Genomic DNA, 18931 nt, shown 5'->3' on the forward strand with positions numbered 1-18931 from the left:
CACCCTCCTGCTCAGGGTGTTGCGACGACCAGTTGAATCCGCCTTGACTGCCCCTGTCGGAGTGGACCACGCACCCGGCCACCGCGGTCTTCCCGCCGCGGCGGGCCACGGCCATGGTCAGGGCGTCCACAGCGAGCCTGGCGCTCATGCGGTCGCTCATCGAGTACCCCACGATCCGCCGCGACCACACGTCCTTCACCGCGCACAGGTACACCCCAGACGCCACATGCTCGTTCGGGTAAACCTGCAGGTCGCGTCCGGCATCTAGGGTCGCTTGCGGGTTTGTTGCCGTCGTGTGTCGTAGGGTCTAGAGCCATGGCGCTCAATGGGCAGGTCGTGGGGTATGTGCGGGTGTCGAGCGCGGGTCAGCACGTGGATCGGCAGGTCGTGTCGGTGGGGGAGGTCGACCGCCTGTTCACCGAGACCGCGTCGGGTGCGCACGGTAGCGACCGTCCGCAGCTGCGGGCGCTGCTGTCGTATGTGCGGGAGGGGGACACGGTGCGGGTGGCGTCGATCGACCGGCTCGCGCGGTCGGTGGTCGACCTGGAGGCCCTCGTCGACGACCTGACCGGGCGGGGGGTGACGGTCGAGTTCGTGGACCGGCACCTGGTCTTCGCGCCCGGTCGGGAGGACGGGCATGCGGTGTTCCAGCGGCAGGTGATCGCCGCGGTCGCCCAGCTCGAACGCACCATCCTCAGAGAGCGCCAGCGCGAAGGTATCGAGGCCGCCAAGGCCAAGGGTGTGTACAAGGGCCGCAAGCCGGCCCTGACCTCCGACCAGGTGGTCCAGGTCCGGGCCCGGCATGCGGCGGGGGAGACCATGGTCGCCCTCGCCGCCGCGTACGGGTGCTCGCGCCGGGTCGTCTTCGACGCCGTCCACGCCCGCGGCATCTACGCGAGCGTGACCGGCGGCAAGACCCCCGTCTTCCACGCGCCTGCTGCGGCGGCCGCCGCAGCAGGCGCGGTGGGCCCGTGAACGATGTATGCGGCCGCGCGTGGTGTGCAGGAGAGTCGGTGGGTCATCTTCTACCTTCGGGGGCATGAGCATCTCTGACCAGGACGTGAGCGTGGACGAGTTCGATGTCGCGATGATCCTGGAGGGCCTGGCGGAGGTGCTCGAGCTCCCGCCGCCGGCGAATGATGGTCCGACTCGTCGCGACCAGGCTCACGTCGCAGCCGCCGCGCGAGCAGGTGCAGCGCTCATCGCGAAGCAGATCGACGCGCGAGAGGGTGAGCAGTCCTACGCCGCTGGCAAGCTATATGGCGAGAAGGAGTGGCATCACGCTGTCCTGCGCGCGGTCCTGGGGACTGATGGTGCGGTACGAGCGCTAGGGATGGACTGACCTCGTCTGTGCCGGCTCGACGCCCGAGGGGGAGCCTCTAAGCCACGACGGCTCGGGGGGTGGATACGCACTCTTGACCACGAGGGCCAGGCAGAAGGCCACGAAGACCAGGTGGCGGCGGGCCAGGGCCATCCGAAGGGACTGCGAGAGCACGGGACTCGGGTCCGTCATCCCCTCATCCTGCACCCCGCGCCGGACCGGGTCCCCGCGGCCTCGGCGTGTGCTGCCCCTGGCGGCGTCGGCCGCTCAGAGCTGGGTCGCGGTGCGCTCCTTGCGGCGCGGCGGGAACTGCGCGTCGAAGGCCTCGACGGCGGCCTCGTCCACCTCGAAGAGTCCGCTCTCGACGAGGCGCCCGCCCCGCCCGGCGAGCGCTCCAGGCTGGAGCTCCAGGCCCATGAAGGCCGGGAAGGTGTCGCCCGCGGCGGTGGTCACGCCGAGGGCGGACGCGTCGCGGAAGCCGAAGCGCGGGTAGTACGCCGGGTTGCCGTAGAGGAAGGCGGCCGGCCACCCGGCGGCCCGGGCGCGATCGAGCGTCTCGGTCATGAGCGCCGCCCCCATGCCCTGGCCCTGGTGGGCAGGCAGCACCGCCAGAGGCCCGGGCACGACGACGTCGAGGGAGGATCCCGCAGGCCCGACGACGCGGCCGCGGGTGCTCATGACGCACCCGGTGATCGTGCTGCCCGTGGTGGCCACGAGGCTCAGGTCCGGCTGGACGTCGGGGTGTCCCTGCATGGCGAGGTGTCAGAGGTGGTGCTCGTGGCAGCCGGGGCGATAGACGTTCCAGAAGGCCTCTCGGATCAGGCTCTCGCACGAGGCGGAATCGGCCGGGGTGAAGGGGGGATCGCGACGGCAGCCATGGGTCCAGCATCCTCGGGGCCACGGGCGGGGGCAACGCGGTTTGCGACGACCCGTGCGCCGCGTGCTCGACGTTGATGTCGACGAGGTCGCCTGATGGCCCCGATCTCGGCTCGACGCGCCGGTGCGCGCGGGCGGGACGCCCATCGGGCACATGTCTGTCGAGGACATCGAGAACTTCCGGCAGATCCGCGATATGTCCCGTTCCGGGGTTAGTGGAGGCTCGGTTCTGACGCCTCGACGGTAGCCGGGGCGGGGTTCTGGGCGTAGTAGATGGTCTCGTACTCGACGGGTGGGATCAGGCCGATCTGTCCGTGCAGGCGTCGGTGGTTGTACCAGTCGATGTACTCGGCGACGGCGATCTCTAGGTCATCGATGGTCTTCCAGGGTCCGCGGTTTCGGACGAGCTCGGCCTTGAAGATCGAGTTGAATGCTTCGGCCATGGCGTTGTCGTAGGAGTCGCCCGTCGATCCGACAGACGCGACGGCGCCGGCCTCGGCGAGGCGTTGGGTGTAGCGGATGGCGACGTATTGAGCTCCCTTGTCCGAGTGCGCGATCACGCCCGTCGTGTCCTGCCCGGCGCGGTCGCGGGTCCGCAACCCCATCTCGAGGGCGTCCAACGCGAGGTCGGTGCGCAGGCTGGTCGACAGCTGCCAGCCCACGACCCGCCGGGAGTACACGTCCAGCACGAATGCCGCGTACACCCACCCGGCGAACGTCCGGCAATAGGTGATGTCTGCGACCCACCCCACAGCACCAACCAACATGAAAAAGGCTCCAGGCCCGGCAGGGCCTGACGGTCATGGCGGACAAGGGGTACACCAGCATCGGGGCCGGCATCTGGACGCCGATCCGCGCCAGCCGCCGCAACCCGACCACCGGATGGTCCGAGTCCAAACCCCTCTCGCGCGACGAGCGGGCCGTCAACGCCGCTCACGCCAAGAACCGCGCTCCGGGGGAGCGAGGCAACGCCCAGCTCAAGACCTGGCGGGTCCTACGCCGCTACCACGGCTGCCCCACCGCCTCACCACCATCGTCACCGCGGTCTGGATCCTCATCACCGCAGGTCAGACCCACAAATGAAAAAGGCTCCAGGCTCGGTTTCACTCCTGCTCCCCTCGCACGAGCCGAGCCCCGCGTGCTGTTCTGTCAGTGTCACTCTGCCCGTTCCCCTTGCCGTCGCCCGTCGCGTGTCCGCATACCTGCAGGTTAAATCCCAAATAAAATAGGCCCGTGAGCGATCCGGATTGGCGAAACATCAACTTCTATCGGAGCTAATATTTGACCCTTTTAAGATGACAAAAAAGATCACTAGAAGAAGAACTGGTATCGCGCACAAATTCATCCTATGGGCAGGATTTTCACAAGTTATGCTGGATGGAGGGCAGGAAAGCGCAAACCCATACTTTTGAACTGCCCTCCACGATTGAAGCGCAAGATATGCCGGAGGTAGGGCAGTGCAAACCACGGGAAGGCGGCGATTTATCTTTGAGATCAACTTCAAGGCAGCCAGAATACCACCCAAAAACCCCGCAGCAACAGTATACTCAAGAATATTAAAGAGGAACTCTCCCCAGAGAACTTCTCCAACGCCGCCACTGGAATCCTGACTCCGGTTATAGACTCCGAACTTCAAGTCCGAGAGATAGTAGGAAATAACTGCAGGAAGGAGGAATTCCAGGGAGCGCAAGCCCGTGTTCTTTGCAGACTCCTCACCAGTCGTGACCATCCAAGCGGCAAATATCCAGCCTCCACTTACCCCGATGCAGTTAGACAAATACTCGGGCATTGGACCATAGCCGTGATTAACGAGTGATACTGTCGTGCCGAATAGTGCACCGCCAGCCATTAGGGGCGAAGAGAAAATTCTTGATGAGGTTTTATTAGTCATAATTTTACATGGCTCTTCCAACTTGAGCGTGGGGTGGCATGGCGGCGGTGGTTGGGAGTCGAGTTCCCTGGCAGAATCGGAAAACTTCTACCTCGCACCGTTCTGCCGAAGGACCTCAACTGCGCCTGACTCTACTTCGTTGTGCCCTGCTGCTGGTTCGTGCTCCTCATGTTGATGCCTGGAGCCTTTTTCATGTTGGTTGGTGCTGTGGGGTGGGTCGGCGTGGGGGTGTGGGATGGGGCGAAGCTCCTGGTAGGAGCGGGATTGTCTAGATCTCTGCTGCGCCAGGAGCTTCGCTGTGCTTGTCTACCGGGTCGGGCTGCCCGTGTCCACCACCGCCCACGACGTCCTGGGCCCGAGCATCGCCTCCGGCTGGGGACCTGGCGCAAGCTGTCCCCGGCTCGCCAGGCGCTGCTGGTCCTGGCGCACCTGCACGACAACCACACGTACACCGCCCTGGCGGCCGGGTTCGGTGTCGGTGTCGCCACCGTCTACCGGTACGTCGTGGAAGCCTGTCAGGTGCTGGCCGCGATGGCACCGACCCTGGACGAGGCCCTGCAGGTGGCCCGGTCGAAGGCCTACTTGGTCCTGGACGGCACCGTCACCGGGGACCGACCGGGTACGGACCCGCCCCAAGGGCGCCGACCGGTCTGACTACAGCGGCAAGATCGGCCGTCACGGCATGAACGTGCAGGTCGTCGCCTCGTGCAGGGGTGACGTGCTGTGGTGCTCACCCGCGGTCCCGGGGGCCCGTCACGACATCCGTGCCGCAGGCGAGCACAAGATCCCCGACGCCCTGGCGCCCCTGACCGCCGAGGGCGTTCTCGTACTCGCGGACAAGGGGTACACCGGCATCGGTGCCGGCGTCACCACTCCTGTCAGGGCTGTGCGTCGACGGCCAGGCACCGGACTGTTCGAACGCCGAGACCTCTCAGCCAACGAACGCGCCGTCAACGCCTCCCAAGCCCGACTACGGGCCCGCGGAGAACGAGCCAACGCCCAGCTCAAGACCTGGCGCGTCCTACGCCGCTACCACGGACTGTCCCCACCGCCTGACCACCATCACCACAGCCGTCTGGATGCTCATCACCGCAGGTCAAAGCCCCAAATGAAAAAGGCTCCAGGAGCCTTTTTCATATTGGCTGGCAGGGCGCTGGGCGGGCGGCGTGGTGGCGATGGATGGGGCGAAGCTCCTGGTAGGAGCGGGGATTGTCTAGATCACTGCTGTGCCAGGAGCTTCGTGCTTGTGGCCCGTTGGGCTGCCCGTGTCCACCACCGCCCACCAGATGCTCACGGCTGCGTTGGCTCAGGACCGTGCCCGCCGGGGCACCTGGCGGCGGCGGCCACCGGCCCGGCAAGCGCTGCTGGTCCTGGCCCACCTGCACCACAACCACACGTACACCGCGCTGGCGGCCGGCTTCGGTATCGGCACCGCCACGGTGTACCGCCGCCCGAGAGCACAAGATCCCCGACGCCCTGGCGCCCCTGACCGCCGAGGGCGTTCTCGTACTCGCGGACAAGGGGTACACCGGCATCGGTGCCGGCGTCACCACTCCTGTCAGGGCTGTGCGTCGACGGCCAGGCACCGGACTGTTCGAACGCCGAGACCTCTCGGTCAACGAACGCGCCGTCAACGCCTCCCAAGCCCGACTACGGGCCCGCGGAGAACGAGCCAACGCCCAGCTCAAGACCTGGCGCGTCCTACGCCGCTACCACGGACTGTCCCCACCGCCTGACCACCATCACCACAGCCGTCTGGATGCTCATCACCGCAGGTCAGAGCACCAAATGAAAAATGCTCCAGGGCCCCGGCATAGTCCGGTGTGGCTGGTCTGACCTGGGGTGATGTGGGGGCGTGGGGCAGGCCACAGCTCCAATCTTCGCCCCCACCAAAATCCGCCATCTCCAGAAATTCGATGCAGTGAGGTTTTCTCAGCAGAAGATGGCGACGGCAGAGGGGCAGGATCCTGACCTGCTGGGATGCGATATGGAGAACCCACGGCGCATCGCTCTGGTCCACAGCTCCTTGCCGAGCCAGCACAATGACCGTTCCTCCAGGTCACGACGCCAACTCGACGGCACCTCGATCGCCTGGTGAGAAAACCTCACTGACCGGATCAGTTTAGAGGATGCGAACTGTAGAACGCCTGACACTTGGAGGTGGTGTGACTGCTGACATGAGAGTAGGCCTCCTTCTTTGCATCCTGTGTATCCGTATTGTAGTTGTTATCAAGTTTAACACTGGCACTGTGGCGCCGATTAGGGTGATTATATGCGGAAAGGCATGTCTTGCGGCCAAGCGTGTCTCTGCTGGACCCAAAACGCCAGCGCCCTCCCTCAACATCCTCTTCATGGATCCAGGGAGCAGTCAGGGACGGAGAAGCCGAAAGAGCGCTTGAATCAACATCAATCTCCCCCTCTCCAATAAATTCTACCCAATGAGTCCCATTAGCAGTAATCCCGGAGTCGGTTATCGTAATACCCCCCAACTCATGTCCTGTGCCATCACTTTCAGAAAGCGTTCTCGCCAACCGTGAATCCAACCCCGAAGCCGACGCCTGCGAGGCGACCCCTGCAGAGCAGATGCCTAATGTCGCCACAATCGTCACCACAAAAGACGAATTCTTAATCATTTCTTCTCCAAGAAGGGATTTTTTATATAAATTGATCGATGCAATCAAGTCTCCACAAAGGATCTACAGATGCTAAATCTGTTTATTTAGCATCATGGAGACTCCTGTGGCCTAAGTTGCAACGTGATCTTGAGTATGACACTGACTACTGCTGTGAGCACTTCGAAGCGGTTTGCAAATCTGGATCTTCGGACTTGGGTGTGGGTTCATGGGGTGAGTCCGCCGGCGATGAGCAGGCAGCGTAGGCGGTAGTTGTCGCGGTTGCGGAGGCCGAAGCGATGCTCGACGGCGTCACGCTCGTCGACCATCCGACGGATCCTGACACTGGTGAGATCGTCCCGATCACGCTGGTCACCGACAACGGCGGACCGTTCCGCTCGTTCCGGTTCGAGCACTTCATCACGGCCCACCCCGAGCTGCGCCATGTCCGCACGCGCGTGCGGACGCCTGGGCAGAACGGTGTCCGCGAGCGGGCCTTCCAGTCGTTGAAGTACGAGAGGCTCTACCGCGAGCAGATCGACGACGCTCTCGACCTGGTCCGCGAGGCCGACGCCTTCCGTGTCGAGTTCAACACCGTCCGCCCGCACGAACACCTCGCGTGGAACCGGCCCGCAGAGGTCCACCACGGCCTGGCCGACCCGACCATCCCCACCTTTCCCGCACCCGAAATCCTGCCAACTACTTGACGCGGGACACATGGCCGCGTCGTAGGAGCAGGTGGTGGGCGTGGGTGCTGTCCTCGCCGGCCGGGTGGACGCGGTTGGGTGGGGGAAGCGGTCAGCGGGTGGGGGCGTGGTCCAGGAAGGTCATCATCGCGCTCTCGGCCTGGCGGTCGACCTCGTCCTTCACCGTGCGGGCCAGGGAGCGAATGGTGTGGAGGTACTTCTTGCTGTAGGAGGCTTGGGTGATCCCGTCTCCGTTGGAGAACTCGCCGAAGAAGAAGACCCGCAGCATGCCCTCGAGGTGGATCTTGTAGCGCAGGAGAGCTTCCACCCGGACGCGCACGTCTCGAGGTGCTCCCTGCTTGACCCAGCGCTGCATACCCTTGTCGATCAGCTCGTCGCTTCGAGCTCCTGCGCCGCCGGTCTTTCCGGATGCGACGAGGCGTGGTTGCTCCAGCGCCTGGAAGAACTCGTCGTCGAGCCAGTCGTAGTCGCCATCAGGGTCCAGCGTGTCCCGCAGGACGTAGTCCTTGACCACGTCAAGGCTGCCATTGACCGCCATCTCGATAGCCTCATCCGGGTTGGGCTGCTCGTTCAAGGCCTGCGCCCACGCGCCCTGTCCGCGAGGATCGAGGTCCAGCAGGGCCAGGTGTCCTCGCAGCACGTCGGCCTGGGCCTGGATCATCCTGGTGTCGACGCCTTGGGCCTTCAAGGGCGTCACCACCGCAGGTTCTGCCTGCGCGCCTTGATCTTGCACCCCGAACCTCTCGTCGATCAGGGCGTCCATCTGTGAGCTCCAGCTCAGGTGAGTGAGACGGATCGTCTCGGCCTTCTCCCGCCGCTGCTGAGCCCGATCGAGGCGCCCGACTACGAGCGCGACGCCCACCGTTGCTACCACCGACGCCGTGCTGGCTAACGCAGAGACAACATCGGTCCACGTCACATCGCTCATAGCCCCCACCCCTGGATCCTGTCGCTGATATCGGACAAGTCTGCGTCCGACCGGCCGACGACGTGCGCAAAATCAGCCGATCGAGCATCAGACGGCCGATCCTGGTCCTCTTCACCGGGGACGCAGTGCACGTGAGGGCGGACGCTGGGGTGGCCCCATCGCGGTGGGTGCGACGACTTCAGCCAGGTCCCCACAACCAACCGATGTCTTACGGTAGACATAACGTATTCGGTGAGACAATTGAGTGTGTAGGTAAGGAAGCGCGATGGCATCTATCACTGTTCGGGTCGATGACCGGGTCCGTGTCGAGCTGGAGGAGCTCGCGGTGTCGCGTGGGCAGACCTTGTCGGACTTGGTGCGGGACACGTTGGAGGAGTTGTTGCTTCCCGAGGATTCCAGGATCCGCTCGGAGGGGGCGGTGGTGCCGCGGAGCCTGAGTCCCTATGAGCGGCAGATGTTGGCGATGCAGCATCGAATCATGGCTCATGTCATTGCTGGGGTCGGAGCGGGTGAGACTGTCGTCTCTGCAGCGGCGGCTGAAGGAGGTCCGGAGGACCAGCGTCAGCGGGCGGAGATCCTTGAGCAGGGGTTCGTCAGTGAGTACCGGCGGGTGTTCTGCAACGTCGAGCCCGAGCTGTCGGCCGCGGAGTGCGGCTTCGTCATGGACCTGTTGGACATGTCCCGGGTGATCTCCTACAGCATCGAGCGTCTTCGCGGTGCAGGCGAGGATGTCGACCCTGAGCTGGAGTGGCTCAAGTTCGACGGTTTCGACCTGCGGGAGGCTGAAGAGGCTCGACTGCTGGAGTATGTGCATCACCTTGTCGACGAGGACCGGTGGGCTGAGGTGCTTCCCGTCCTCGGCGAGGATCACGACCATGGCAACACGCACTCCCCTCGGGTTGAGAGGTACCGGCGAGTCCTGACTGAGTACCAGGCCCTACGACGGGACCAGGGCCCCAGCTGGGCCGTCGAGGACTATCTGCTCAGCCTCGACCAGCTGCGGCGTCTGCGGCGTGCCAGTGTGCACCCCTCGAACCGATGCAGGCTCGGTCTCGAGTAAAGCCGGGTCAGGGCGCGACGGGCGGGAGCCAGGTGAACGCGAGGCACTACGAGACCTATGTGTCAGCGCCAGGTGGCAGACTCGACGAGATGACCTGTAGATGAGAGGACCAAGCGTGGGGCGAGGCAGTGCGTTCATCGACGAGAGCACCCAGGGGAACTATCTGGTCGTGTGCTCGGTGGTGCCCTCGCCCTCCATCACGGACGCCCGCCGGCAGATGCGGGGTCTGCTACGTCCGGGGCAGCGCAGCCTGCACATGAAGAGCGAGAGCAGGTCCTCCCAGGACAAGATCGTCCGAACGATCCGCGACCTGGGTCTGGCGGCCACCATCTACCTGGCCGACCCGCACATGCATGGTGGTCATGTCCAGGCCCGGGATGCCTGCCTGCGCCGGGCCGCGGCCGACGCCGTCGAGAAGCAGCTGGACCGGATCGTCCTGGACCACATCGAGAGCATGGTTGCCCGGGACCGCAAGTCGATCGTGACCGGCGCCAGACAAGCCGGCGCGGACACGGTCCCCTTCCGCTACGACCACCTGCGCCGCCACGCCGAGCCGTTGCTGTGGATCCCCGACGCCGTCGGCTGGCTGTACCAGCGCGGCAGCGAGCAGCGCCGCTCGGTCGAGAATCTGATCACCGTGATCCCGGTCTAGACAGCGCAAAACCCGAGACCACAGTCGTCCGGCCGGGTCTCGGGCTCACTTTCCAACCAGAACGGCTGGACACAGGACACCTTTACGCAACGACCTGAAGCGCAACAGAGAGCCGTGCCCAAGTTCACACTTAAGGGCTAACGCTGCCTGTAGCAGGCCCCTCGGCCTCATGACCCGCTGTCCGCTGATGGGTGGGTCAGGGCGGTGTTGATCTCGGTGTGCAGGGCGCGCAGATCGGTGCGGATCTGGCGCAGGTGGGCGCTCTTGCTGGTGGTGACCGGCAGCGCCAGCCGGGACCTTAGGCCCACGGCACGGTCGTGCCAGGCCTTGACCTGAGCCGCGTCGACCACGGTCCCGGTGTCCGGGTCGATCAGCATGTCGGTCAGCTGCAGGGTGGCGTCGATCTGGCGCGCCAGGCGGGTAGCAGGTGACGCCGGGACCAACGGCTTGAGGCGGTCCTGGAAGTCTTTGTCATTGACGAGCTTGTCCAGCAGCTTGAGCGCAGCCGGTGCCAGCGCGCTGGCAGCCGCTGCCCCGATCCCCGGGCCCGTGATCTTCGACGTGAGAGCCATGACCCCATCCTGACCCCCACATGGCCTCCTCGTCGTGCGCACCGACAAGTACCGGGGTCGTGGCCACCAGCAGGGGGAGCACGGTGGGCACATCGCTGGCTCCCCGGGTTCTCCTCGTCCCCCGAGGCCTTGATCCAGGAACCGTGCGGCCAGGGGTGTGCCGGGGCGTGCGTGCGGCTGGTCTTGGGTGGGCATGCTCCTTGCGGGGCTCCTGCGCGGGGTGCGGTCGGGAAGGAGCCGGCAGGGTGTCGCGGTGCCTGCCGCGGCCGCACGGCTGGTCCTGCTGCTGGTCAGGGGATTCGGGGCCGTCGCCCCGAAGCGTGGGTCTCGCCCTCGCGTGCGCGGGGCGGGCGCGAGGGCGAGCGGGTGGTGGTCAGCCGAGCATGGACGCCACCGCTGCGAGCTGCTGCATGAGCCCCATGCCGTGCTCGGCGATCCATGGGAGGGCGGCGTTCGCGGCCAGGGTCGCTGAGGCCTGCGTGACCGCGGTCTTGATGTCGTCGACCGTGTGGGTGGTCTGTGGGTCGGTGGTCTCGGCCAGGGCCGTGGAGACGGCCTCGCGGGCGACCTGCGGCGCGTCGGCGGGCAGCCCGTCCAGGATCTGCTGCAGCTCGTCGACCACGGCCTGCCGCTGCTCGGTGGTGACCGTGATGGTCGTCTGCGAGGCGTGCTGGCGGGTGTGGTGGCTACCGGTGGCGACGGCGACGCCGTTCATGTCACCGCCGACGGTGATATGGCTGGTGATCGAGGAGGACATCATCGGGACTCCGGTCAGCTGCTCGTCGAAGGGTCGCAGGTCGCGCAGGAACTGTCGTCCCCGCGAGGTGGCCTCGACACGGACCAGGCCACCGCTGGAGCCGGTTCCCGTGATCAGACCATGGTCGACGAGGTACTCCTCGGCCTGCTCGACCTCGTGCTCGGCGAAGCACACCCCGAAAGCGGTAGCAGCGGGGTCCTCGAGGAAGTCGCTGGACTGCGTCCGGCCGAGGGGGCTGCTGCTGATCCAGGTCAGCAGGCCGCGGGCGACGGCTTCGTGGCGGTCAGCCCCGTTCGGGCCCCGCGATTCCTGGATCAGCCTGGCGACCCGGTGTCCCAGCGCGGTCAGGCCCCGCTCTCCCGAGAGCACAGCGGGCCCGACGAGCCCGAGGTCGGCGAGCGTCGATCCTGCGTCGATGGCCTCGTCCTCGCTGCCGGCCAGGTGGGCAAGGTCCTGCTGGCTGGCGTTGCCGCCCATCTCGGCCATGCCGGCGACCACGTCCACCAGCCCCGCGTGCCGCACCTGAGCGAGCACCTGGTGCTCCCGTCCCATGAAAACCCCTCACATCAAACCCGTTTCAGGACCCCCGGCCGTGGACCCTCTCACCGTGACAGACGCCACCGCCCGCCCGCCGGTTCCACGTTCCGTAGACCGCCCGTGACGTAATGCCGAGCGCAGCCATGACCTATATGCCCTAGATGAACTATCTGCACCAGGTGACCTAAGTGACCTGAATGGCCAGGTGGAACGCCGCCCATCCGGCTGCCGTGCGTCGTCCGGTTCGCCGCGCCCGCCATCGGTGGCGGCCTCCTGATGGCCGCCAAGTTCGTCGGGCGCGGCTGCTACGTCGCTGCCCGGGACAGCATCGGGCCCTGCCCCGTGGGGGTCCTGCATCTGCGGTTCGGTCAGGCTCACGCCCACCAGTGTCTCGGCCATCATCGGCCCCTTCCTGCCCTACCGGGCAACGGGCCGCTTACACAGTTCCTGCGACAGTCCCGCCAGGATCCGGTGGCCAGGACTTCAGGCGGCCGGTCCTGGGTTGCCTACGGGTTTTGCCGATCATTCCTCGCTGCTTGAGCATCGTGATGAGTGGTTCGAGCTCGGCGTCGCTCTCGGCTTCCTGCTGGCCGAGCAGGCAGAGGGGTTCGCCTGCGGCGTCCAGGACAGTTCGGACTTGGAAGTCGTCGTACAGAGCGCCGGCCGCAACTAGTGCTTGCGCTACCAGGTCGGTCGACTTGGCGGTACGAGCCAGCGTGGCGAGGACTGATGAGGCAGGTGGGGTCGTGTCGTTTCGCACAGTCTTGAGGAGGGTCTGTGCGTCGTGGGCGCTCAAGGTGGCCAGGGTATCCGCGTCGAACTGGAGGAGTGCTCCGTGCAGGTCTTCTCGGTTGATCAGGACTCGCAGATCGGTCTCGGACAGAGTCAGCTGGCTCAGGTAGGTGGGGAGCTTCGGAGACGTCAACGAACTTCTCGAGGACGTCAGGTCCGCCTTGGCGCGCGGCTTCATAGGTCTGCGCCGAGTCAGGAAGCACCCCACGTTTGACCAGCAGGGGGATCATCTCGTGCGTTTCTTCGTCGAGGACGTCAACAGCCAACCTGACGCCTGCTTGAGACAACAGGTCGGCCCTGCGCTCGGGGGTGAGCGTCTTCAGCCGGAGGATGGCCACGTACACGCGATCGAAGGCGTCTGGATCGGGATCGACGTCTGTCGGGTCCAGCTGCAGCTTGGGGTCTGCCAGTCGCTTCACCCAGGACTTCATGGCGGGGTACTTCTGTTGGTACTCGGCCAGGCTGGTCAGGGTGAGAGGCGCTAGGCCGGTGCGGGCGGCAGCTGGCCACAGGAGAGAGTCGAGTTCGCTCAGTTCGAGCCGGTCCGTGGCGACGCGTTCGAACAGGATGTCGTGTCGCTGGGACTTTATGTCCTCCCGGTTTGCTTCGGCGACCATGTTCAGGACCGTCGGGACGTTCTCAACCTGGCTGATGGAGCGCGTGGCTGGATGTTCTCTCAGCACCTTCTCGTAGTCGACAAGGTGCTGGATGACGTGGGGGCGCGCATCCGCACGGATGCGGTCGAGAGCGAAGCGGTCTTGTGAGGACATGGTGACGTCGCCAGGACTTGTCGAGTAGCCGGTGAGGAACTCGAGGTTGGGCGTGGTCACGGTGTACCGGTTACGAGCGACCATGACATCGGCGAGGTTCTCAGGCAACTTCGTGAGGTCGTCCTCGTCATGGCCCAGCATGTCCAGCACCGCCGCGGTCTGGTCAACGTTCTCGTCTCCGAGGTGGTCGATGGCCTCAAGATTGTGCAGGTTCTTGCGCAGGAACTGCGTGACGGCGCTGTCCGTGCTGTAGGGAGTAGCCGGGGACGCATTCCTGAGGGCGATGTTCATCTGGTGCCGTCGGAGCGCGTCATCACCATCTTGAGCAGCCAGGGTCGTGAAGGCGGTGGTCCAGTGCGGGGCGGTCCAGGCGATGAACTCGTCCCGGTGAGCACCTTCGTGCAGGTAGAGATCACGGAAGCGTTGTGCCTCCTCGGTGGCTGATGCGGCCACCTTCGCCGGGCGGAGGGCATCCCAGTCGTGTTCCGGGTCGAGGATGTGATTGAAGATCTGGACGTTGAGCACGCGCTGGTCGTCGAGGAACGCCGGGCCGGCCTCGGCGAGCACTGCGGGCACGTCGCGGTCGGGTTCATCGAATCGGTAGCGAAGGTCCGGGGAGGCGTGTGGGTTGTCCACGACGACCATGACAAAGTTGAGCGCCGACGCGGTGAGACGGGTGGCCTGGTAGCGGGCGGCGTACAACGTGAAGTAGCGATCGATGAATCCCTGCCTCAGCAGGCTCATCGTGAGGTCGTCGAGCCGTAGACGCTCCACGGCCTCGTCCAAGCCATCCGCCCCGTCGAGGGCAGCGCGCACCTCTGGGTCGGTCGTCTGCTGTGCGGGCTCGTGGGCGAGTGCCTGGGCCAGCGTCGCCGACCGGAGCCGTTCCTTTGTCGTGTCCAGGCTGGTGCGCTGGTTCTCGATGCGTTTCCGGTGTTCGGTGGTCCAGGTGCTCTCGTCGTCAGGCAGGCCGAGGAGGGCTGCGAGCTCGCCTGGCGAGATCCGCGCGTCGCTTAGCCCGGTGCGCTGCAGGGTCACTCCCTCTTCCACGGCCTTCGCCCAGAAACCAGGGTCGGCGGGCTTGTCCGCCGAGAAGACCATGTCCCCCGCTGAGGCCTGGGTCCCTCCGGTGTACCGAAAGTCATAGGAGACCTTGAGGGTTAGCGTGAGCGCGCGGCCGAGGTGCTCGCGCTGTTCGGCAGGAAGATCGAGAACCTTCTGCGGGTGGTCCAGCGTGGCGGCGAGGTCGTCGAGGGCGGCGGCTTGCTTGTCGATGACCTTCCGGTGGGCGGTGTACAGGTGGTTGAGCTTGCTGTCGCCGGCGAGGATCTTCTCGAAGTCCGCGGGCTGGGTGTTCTTGTAGGCGACGAGGGCGAAGAGGTTGTCGGCGCGGAGTTCGAGGTTGCTCTCGTGGAGGACGAGCTGGTGGAAGACCTGGTAGTCGTTGACGACGGAGGTGATGAGTCGATAGTCGGTGATGTGCTTGCTGACCAGACTCACGACCTGGTCGCCGGGCACGGCACCCTGCGGCAGCCCGGCACCGGTCAGGAGCTCGGTGAAGTGGTCACGGGACGAGCGGGGGGTCACGAAGGGGACGACCGACAGGATGTAGTCGAAGTACTTCACTCGCCGGGCCGCTGGGGACGAGGCGTCCCCCAGCGGCCCGGGAGTCTGCGCGTTGTCCGCGTCGGATGAATCGTCGGCTGCCGGGACAGGTGCTGGTGTGAAGACGCTGTCGCGGATGGCATACAGGAACCTGATGGGGCTCTTGTCTGGTCGCTTGAGCTGGTCCGCGTTGTTGAGCAGGGTGTTGAGGTCGCGGAGGGTGTCGAAGATACGGGCGTCCTCGAAGCGGTCGATGTCCTCGAAGATCACCAGCCTGCAGTCGGAGCTGTCGAAGAAGTACATGATCTCGGCGAGGTGCTCGTCGAACCAGGTGGCCTGGTTGGTCAGTGCCAGGCTCCCGGATCCGGTGCCTGCTTTGAGCTCGCTGAGCAGGAACCGTCCGCTGAGGTGGGTGCGGTAGAACCACAGCACGAACCCTGCCACCAGGGCCGCAGCGATCACGGGCGTCCACGACCAAGTGAGCGGACCCTTCTTGAGGATTGCAGCCGAGACGAGCGCTGTTGTCGAGGCCATGAGCAGGACCTGCAGTACAAGGTGCCAGACACGAGGTCGACTGGCCCGCCGGTAGCGCGACAAGGGTGCACGGGCTGGGTGTTGCACGTGGAGAAGCTGCTTGACCACTTCTTTCTGGATCAGGTTGGTGACGTCCCCGGGGGATGCCTCCTTTGGGGCGTCGGGGCGTTCGCTGGCCGTTGTCGCGTCGATCGTGGCCAGTGACACGGTCACAGGCTTGAGCTTTGTGAACTGCGGACGGTCTTTGAGGCCCTTGAGGATGCTGCTCTTGCCCGTCCCGTACTGGCCTGTCAGGGCGATGCGGCGGACGTCGCCTCGTTGGAGGGCGGCGATGAGCTGCTCGACGTAGACCGAGTGCTGGGCTTCCTGGTACTCGGGCGTCAGTGGCCGCAGGTCCAACGGCGCCTCACCGTTGGGCCTGGGGCCGTCGGAGACGGCCTCGTCTGCTACCGACGTCTGCTTGGCCATGTCCGCCTCCGCGTGATGCTCGCTACAAGTCCTTGTTCATCTTGCCGCGACCACCCGCCGAAGGCGGCGTCTTTTGGCTATGTCAAACCCAAGTAGATCCACCATGACGGGGCGCATTCTGGTGGTTGTTGTGTCGTGCTGGCGTACCTATCGGGTGCGTGGGGGTCTGGGGGCGGTGTAGCCCCCAGGGCGACGCCCCCAGGTGTGACCGTCTTTCAGTGCAGCGGCTGCGGCTGCGGCTGGGGCTGGGGGGCTGGCGTGTCAGCGGTGGGGGCGTCGGGTCGCCCAGCGTTGGTGGTCTCGGGGTTGGTGGTGGTCTTGCGGGTGTGGGTGCGTCGGCGGGTGCGGGTGTGTTTGGTGGGTTCGTCGATGCCGAGCTTGCGGAGTTCGTCGGGTGTCCAGCCGTCGGCGAGGGCAGCCCGGTAGGCCTTGGCGTCTTCGGTCTCGGCGGCGGCGACTTGCGCGCGGAGGTGGTCGAGTTCGGCGCGCTTGGTCACGAGGGCGCGTACTGACGTGATGCGGCTTTCGAGGAGTTCGCGGGCTTTCTGCTCGGCGGTGTGTGTGTCCAGTGTTGGTCCCATGTGCGGGAGCGTAGCGTGCCCGACTTTGCGATAAGTGGGAGGAAGGTGGTGAGGGAAGGTTACGGAGCAAGCTATGTGATCCGGTGCCCGGATCGGCTTGGTGGTCTACACTGGGGTGTAGACGGTCCCGCGGTGGCGGGTCGCTGCGCTGGCGGAGGGGGGTGACGTCGTGGGTGGTGGTGAGCCGGTGCGTCGTCGTCGTCGTGTGGAGGGTGGTCGTCAGCATCGGCATGTCGTGCGGGTGACGCCGCAGGAGGAGGCGCAGTTGTTGCGTCTGGCTCTGCGGTACCGGGTGAGCGTGCCCAAGCTGCTGGTGGACTCGGCTCTTGCTGGGGGGAGTGAGGCGGCGGCGGGGAACGCGTCGGTTCGTGAGGCGGTGGTGACGGAGTTGTTCGCGGTTCACCGGTTGTTGGGGAACATCGCGAACAACGTGAACCAGGTGGCGAGGGTGGCGAACAGCACCGGTGAGGTGGTGCCGCAGGTGCCGGAGGTGTTGGCGGCGGTGCGCCGGGTTGCGGAGCGCATCGACCGGGTCGTGGACGGGTTGTCGTCATGATGCCGAACATCACCCGGGGGGACCGGATGGGTGGGTTGCTGGTGTACCTGGCTGGTCCGGGCCGGCGTAACGAGCACACCGAGCCGCACCTGGTCGCGGGTGACCCGGCGTTGATGGCGTGGTACGACGACAACGAGCTCGGACATGAGGATGCCTTGGCGATCGCGCGGCACCTGGACCGTCCGCGCCGGGCGTTCGATGTCGAGGTCAGGGGCGGGCATGTGTGGCACTGCTCGTTGTCGCTGCGGGCCGAGGAGGGGCGGCTGACGGACGAGCGGTGGCGTGAGATCAGTGAGTCGTTCGTGCGGAGGATGGGTCTGGATGACCAGGAAGGAACCAAGGCGCCGACGCGGTGGATCGCGTTCCGGCACGGGGTGTCGTCGGCGGGTAATGATCACGTGCACCTGGTGGTGAACCTGGTGCGTGAGGACGGTACGAAGGCGGACGTGTGGGGTGACTTCCGGGACGCGCAGAGGGCGTGCCGCGGGCTGGAGGTCGAGTTCGGTTTGCAGCGTCTGGAGAGCGCGCAGCACGACCGGGCGAGTCGTGGCTATCACCCGGCCGAGATCGAGGCGGACGCGCGTCGTCGTGCGCGGGGGAAGTTCGAGGCGGCGCGCCGGGCGGGTACCGAGTCGCGTACGTGGTGGAGCCTGGGCAAGGACGAGCGCGAGGACTTGGTGAGCGCGCAGCGCGCCGCGGATCAGCCTCGGTGGGCGTTGGCTCGGGTGGTGCGGGCGTGCGCGACGGCGTCTGCGGATGAGGCGGAGTTCGTGCGCCGGATGCGTCGTCAGGGGGTGCTGGTGCGTGCTCGGTACGCGGAGGGCACCCGGGACGTGGTGACGGGGTACAGCGTGGCTGCCCGGCCTGAGCCGGGGCAGCGTCCGATCTGGTACGGAGGCGGGCACCTGGCGCGTGACCTGACGCTGCCGCGGCTGCGCGCTGAGTGGCCCGACACACCGCAAGGTGCGTCGGCGGCGGCCGCGGAGTGGGGCGCGGCCCGGCGGGGTCGGCGGCCGGTCGCGCCGGGCCGGGAGGCCCGTGAACCGGACCCGGCCTTGTGGCGTGAGGTCGGGGCGGATCTGGACCGGTTGCGTGATCAGCTGCGGTCGGTGCCGGTTGATGACCGGGAGGTGTGGGCGCGGGTGGCGCGTCAGACGGCGGGGGCGTTCGCGGCGTGGTCGGTGCGTGTCGAGGTGGTCCCTGGACCGCTCGCTGCGACGGCTGACGTGTTGGCGAGGTCGGCCGAGCTGCGCCGCAAGCCGGGCGGCGCGCCGCGTGCGGGCCTGGCGTCCGCGTCGGGTGCTGCGACGCTGCTCGGGGCGCGCACTGCGAGGGGTCGGGAGAAAGCCGTTCAAGCGGTGATGCTGCGGCAGCTGGCGAACCTGTCCCGGGCCTTGTTCGATGCGCACCGGGCGATGGAGGACGCGCAGCGGGCAGCGGCGATCGAGCGGGCTATCCGTCGTGATCTGGCCGTGATGGCTGCTCGCCTGCCAGACCCCAGCCCCAGCCCCGGTCCGGTGTCGGTGTCGGCGGGTCACGCGGACGCGAAGGCGGTCGAGGCGGTGCGTCTGGCACGGCAGGCCCACGGCGCGCCGCTGCGCCAGGTGGGGTCACCCGTGCCGCGGGATCTCGACGGCGGGCGGGCACGACCAGTGGCACCCGCAGGTGCCGGCCGCGACCAGGGCCGGGACACAGGAATCAACCGATAGCAG

Annotated in this window: 17 protein-coding genes and 4 pseudogenes; 11 read left to right on the forward strand and 10 right to left on the reverse strand. The window is 66.2% G+C overall.

The window, feature by feature from the left end; all coding sequences use genetic code 11:
* Positions 1-43: 43 nt before the first annotated feature.
* Positions 44-253, reverse strand: a pseudogene (locus MM438_RS15505) (DDE-type integrase/transposase/recombinase); the annotation flags it as partial.
* Positions 254-315: 62 nt separating this feature from the next.
* Here MM438_RS15505 and MM438_RS15510 point away from each other — a divergent pair.
* Both MM438_RS15510 and MM438_RS15515 read left to right on the forward strand, forming a co-directional pair.
* Complete coding sequence (locus MM438_RS15510) at positions 316-975, forward strand: recombinase family protein (protein WP_241454380.1); 660 nt, start codon at positions 316-318, stop codon at positions 973-975.
* 64 nt (positions 976-1039) lie between these two features.
* The gene (locus tag MM438_RS15515) at positions 1040-1342 is read left to right on the forward strand and encodes a hypothetical protein (protein WP_241454382.1); all 303 of its coding nucleotides are present in this window, start codon (positions 1040-1042) and stop codon (positions 1340-1342) included.
* 246 nt (positions 1343-1588) lie between these two features.
* Here the strand turns inward: MM438_RS15515 and MM438_RS15520 are convergent, their stop codons facing one another.
* Together MM438_RS15520 and MM438_RS15525 are read right to left on the reverse strand one after the other, a co-directional pair.
* Positions 1589-2074 carry a GNAT family N-acetyltransferase gene (locus tag MM438_RS15520; protein WP_241454384.1) on the reverse strand — a complete coding sequence of 162 codons (486 nt, stop codon included), beginning with the start codon at positions 2072-2074 and terminating at the stop codon, positions 1589-1591.
* 335 nt (positions 2075-2409) lie between these two features.
* A complete protein-coding gene (locus MM438_RS15525; protein ID WP_407568324.1) occupies positions 2410-2964 on the reverse strand; it encodes an IS3 family transposase in 555 nt (184 codons plus the stop codon).
* Between the two features lie 26 nt (positions 2965-2990).
* Here MM438_RS15525 and MM438_RS17045 point away from each other — a divergent pair, with 26 nt between their 5' ends.
* Positions 2991-3410, forward strand: coding sequence for a transposase family protein (locus MM438_RS17045; protein WP_407568329.1), 420 nt, complete (start codon positions 2991-2993; stop codon positions 3408-3410).
* Positions 3411-3455: 45 nt separating this feature from the next.
* Here MM438_RS17045 and MM438_RS15535 read toward each other — a convergent pair whose 3' ends face one another.
* Positions 3456-3986 carry a hypothetical protein gene (locus tag MM438_RS15535; protein WP_241454385.1) on the reverse strand — a complete coding sequence of 177 codons (531 nt, stop codon included), beginning with the start codon at positions 3984-3986 and terminating at the stop codon, positions 3456-3458.
* Positions 3987-4445: 459 nt separating this feature from the next.
* Between MM438_RS15535 and MM438_RS17050 the strand changes: the two are divergent.
* The 3 pseudogenes from MM438_RS17050 to MM438_RS17060 all read left to right on the forward strand — a co-directional run.
* Positions 4446-5118 (forward strand): annotated as a pseudogene (locus MM438_RS17050) (transposase family protein); the annotation flags it as partial.
* 256 nt (positions 5119-5374) lie between these two features.
* A pseudogene (locus MM438_RS17055) lies at positions 5375-5527 on the forward strand (transposase family protein); the annotation flags it as partial.
* 22 nt (positions 5528-5549) lie between these two features.
* Positions 5550-5924, forward strand: a pseudogene (locus tag MM438_RS17060) (transposase family protein); the annotation flags it as partial.
* Positions 5925-6205: 281 nt separating this feature from the next.
* Here MM438_RS17060 and MM438_RS15540 read toward each other — a convergent pair.
* Positions 6206-6769 (reverse strand): lactococcin 972 family bacteriocin, encoded by a 564-nt coding sequence (locus MM438_RS15540; protein ID WP_241454386.1) that lies wholly within the window; start codon positions 6767-6769, stop codon positions 6206-6208.
* Positions 6770-6999: 230 nt separating this feature from the next.
* Here MM438_RS15540 and MM438_RS15545 point away from each other — a divergent pair, with 230 nt between their 5' ends.
* The gene (locus MM438_RS15545; RefSeq protein ID WP_241454387.1) at positions 7000-7407 is read left to right on the forward strand and encodes an integrase core domain-containing protein; all 408 of its coding nucleotides are present in this window, start codon (positions 7000-7002) and stop codon (positions 7405-7407) included.
* A 91-nt stretch (positions 7408-7498) separates the two neighbouring features.
* On the opposite strand, the gene MM438_RS15550 is transcribed toward MM438_RS15545, so the two are convergent.
* Entirely contained in the window at positions 7499-8335 is an 837-nt protein-coding gene (locus MM438_RS15550; RefSeq protein ID WP_241454388.1) for a hypothetical protein, read from the reverse strand.
* Between the two features lie 265 nt (positions 8336-8600).
* Between MM438_RS15550 and MM438_RS15555 the strand changes: the two genes are divergently transcribed.
* Both MM438_RS15555 and MM438_RS15560 read left to right on the forward strand, forming a co-directional pair.
* Positions 8601-9395, forward strand: a complete 795-nt coding sequence (locus MM438_RS15555) for a YfbU family protein (RefSeq protein ID WP_241454389.1) — start codon at positions 8601-8603, stop codon at positions 9393-9395.
* A 115-nt stretch (positions 9396-9510) separates the two neighbouring features.
* Positions 9511-10047, forward strand: coding sequence for a hypothetical protein (locus MM438_RS15560; RefSeq protein ID WP_241454390.1), 537 nt, complete (start codon positions 9511-9513; stop codon positions 10045-10047).
* A 167-nt stretch (positions 10048-10214) separates the two neighbouring features.
* Here MM438_RS15560 and MM438_RS15565 read toward each other — a convergent pair whose 3' ends face one another.
* The 4 genes from MM438_RS15565 to MM438_RS15580 all read right to left on the reverse strand — a co-directional run bounded on the left by MM438_RS15565 (position 10215) and on the right by MM438_RS15580 (position 16663).
* Positions 10215-10619, reverse strand: a complete 405-nt coding sequence (locus MM438_RS15565) for a hypothetical protein (RefSeq protein ID WP_241454392.1) — start codon at positions 10617-10619, stop codon at positions 10215-10217.
* A 373-nt stretch (positions 10620-10992) separates the two neighbouring features.
* Entirely contained in the window at positions 10993-11928 is a 936-nt protein-coding gene (locus MM438_RS15570) for a hypothetical protein (protein ID WP_241454394.1), read from the reverse strand.
* A 491-nt stretch (positions 11929-12419) separates the two neighbouring features.
* Positions 12420-16082: a YobI family P-loop NTPase gene (locus MM438_RS15575; RefSeq protein ID WP_241454396.1), complete on the reverse strand. Its 3663-nt coding sequence runs from the start codon at positions 16080-16082 to the stop codon at positions 12420-12422.
* Between the two features lie 215 nt (positions 16083-16297).
* A complete protein-coding gene (locus MM438_RS15580) occupies positions 16298-16663 on the reverse strand; it encodes a hypothetical protein (protein WP_241454398.1) in 366 nt (121 codons plus the stop codon).
* Between the two features lie 469 nt (positions 16664-17132).
* On the opposite strand from MM438_RS15580, the gene MM438_RS15585 reads away from it, so the two are divergent.
* Together MM438_RS15585 and MM438_RS15590 are read left to right on the forward strand one after the other, a co-directional pair.
* Complete coding sequence (locus MM438_RS15585) at positions 17133-17219, forward strand: hypothetical protein (RefSeq protein WP_407568327.1); 87 nt, start codon at positions 17133-17135, stop codon at positions 17217-17219.
* On the forward strand, positions 17216-18928 hold the full coding sequence (locus MM438_RS15590; RefSeq protein ID WP_241454400.1) for a relaxase/mobilization nuclease domain-containing protein: 1713 nt from the start codon (positions 17216-17218) through the stop codon (positions 18926-18928). The genes MM438_RS15585 and MM438_RS15590 overlap by 4 nt, the downstream gene beginning before the upstream one ends.
* Positions 18929-18931: the final 3 nt, after the last annotated feature.

This window comes from Arsenicicoccus dermatophilus (genome assembly GCF_022568795.1).
Taxonomy (GTDB): Bacteria; Actinomycetota; Actinomycetes; order Actinomycetales; family Dermatophilaceae; genus Arsenicicoccus; species Arsenicicoccus dermatophilus.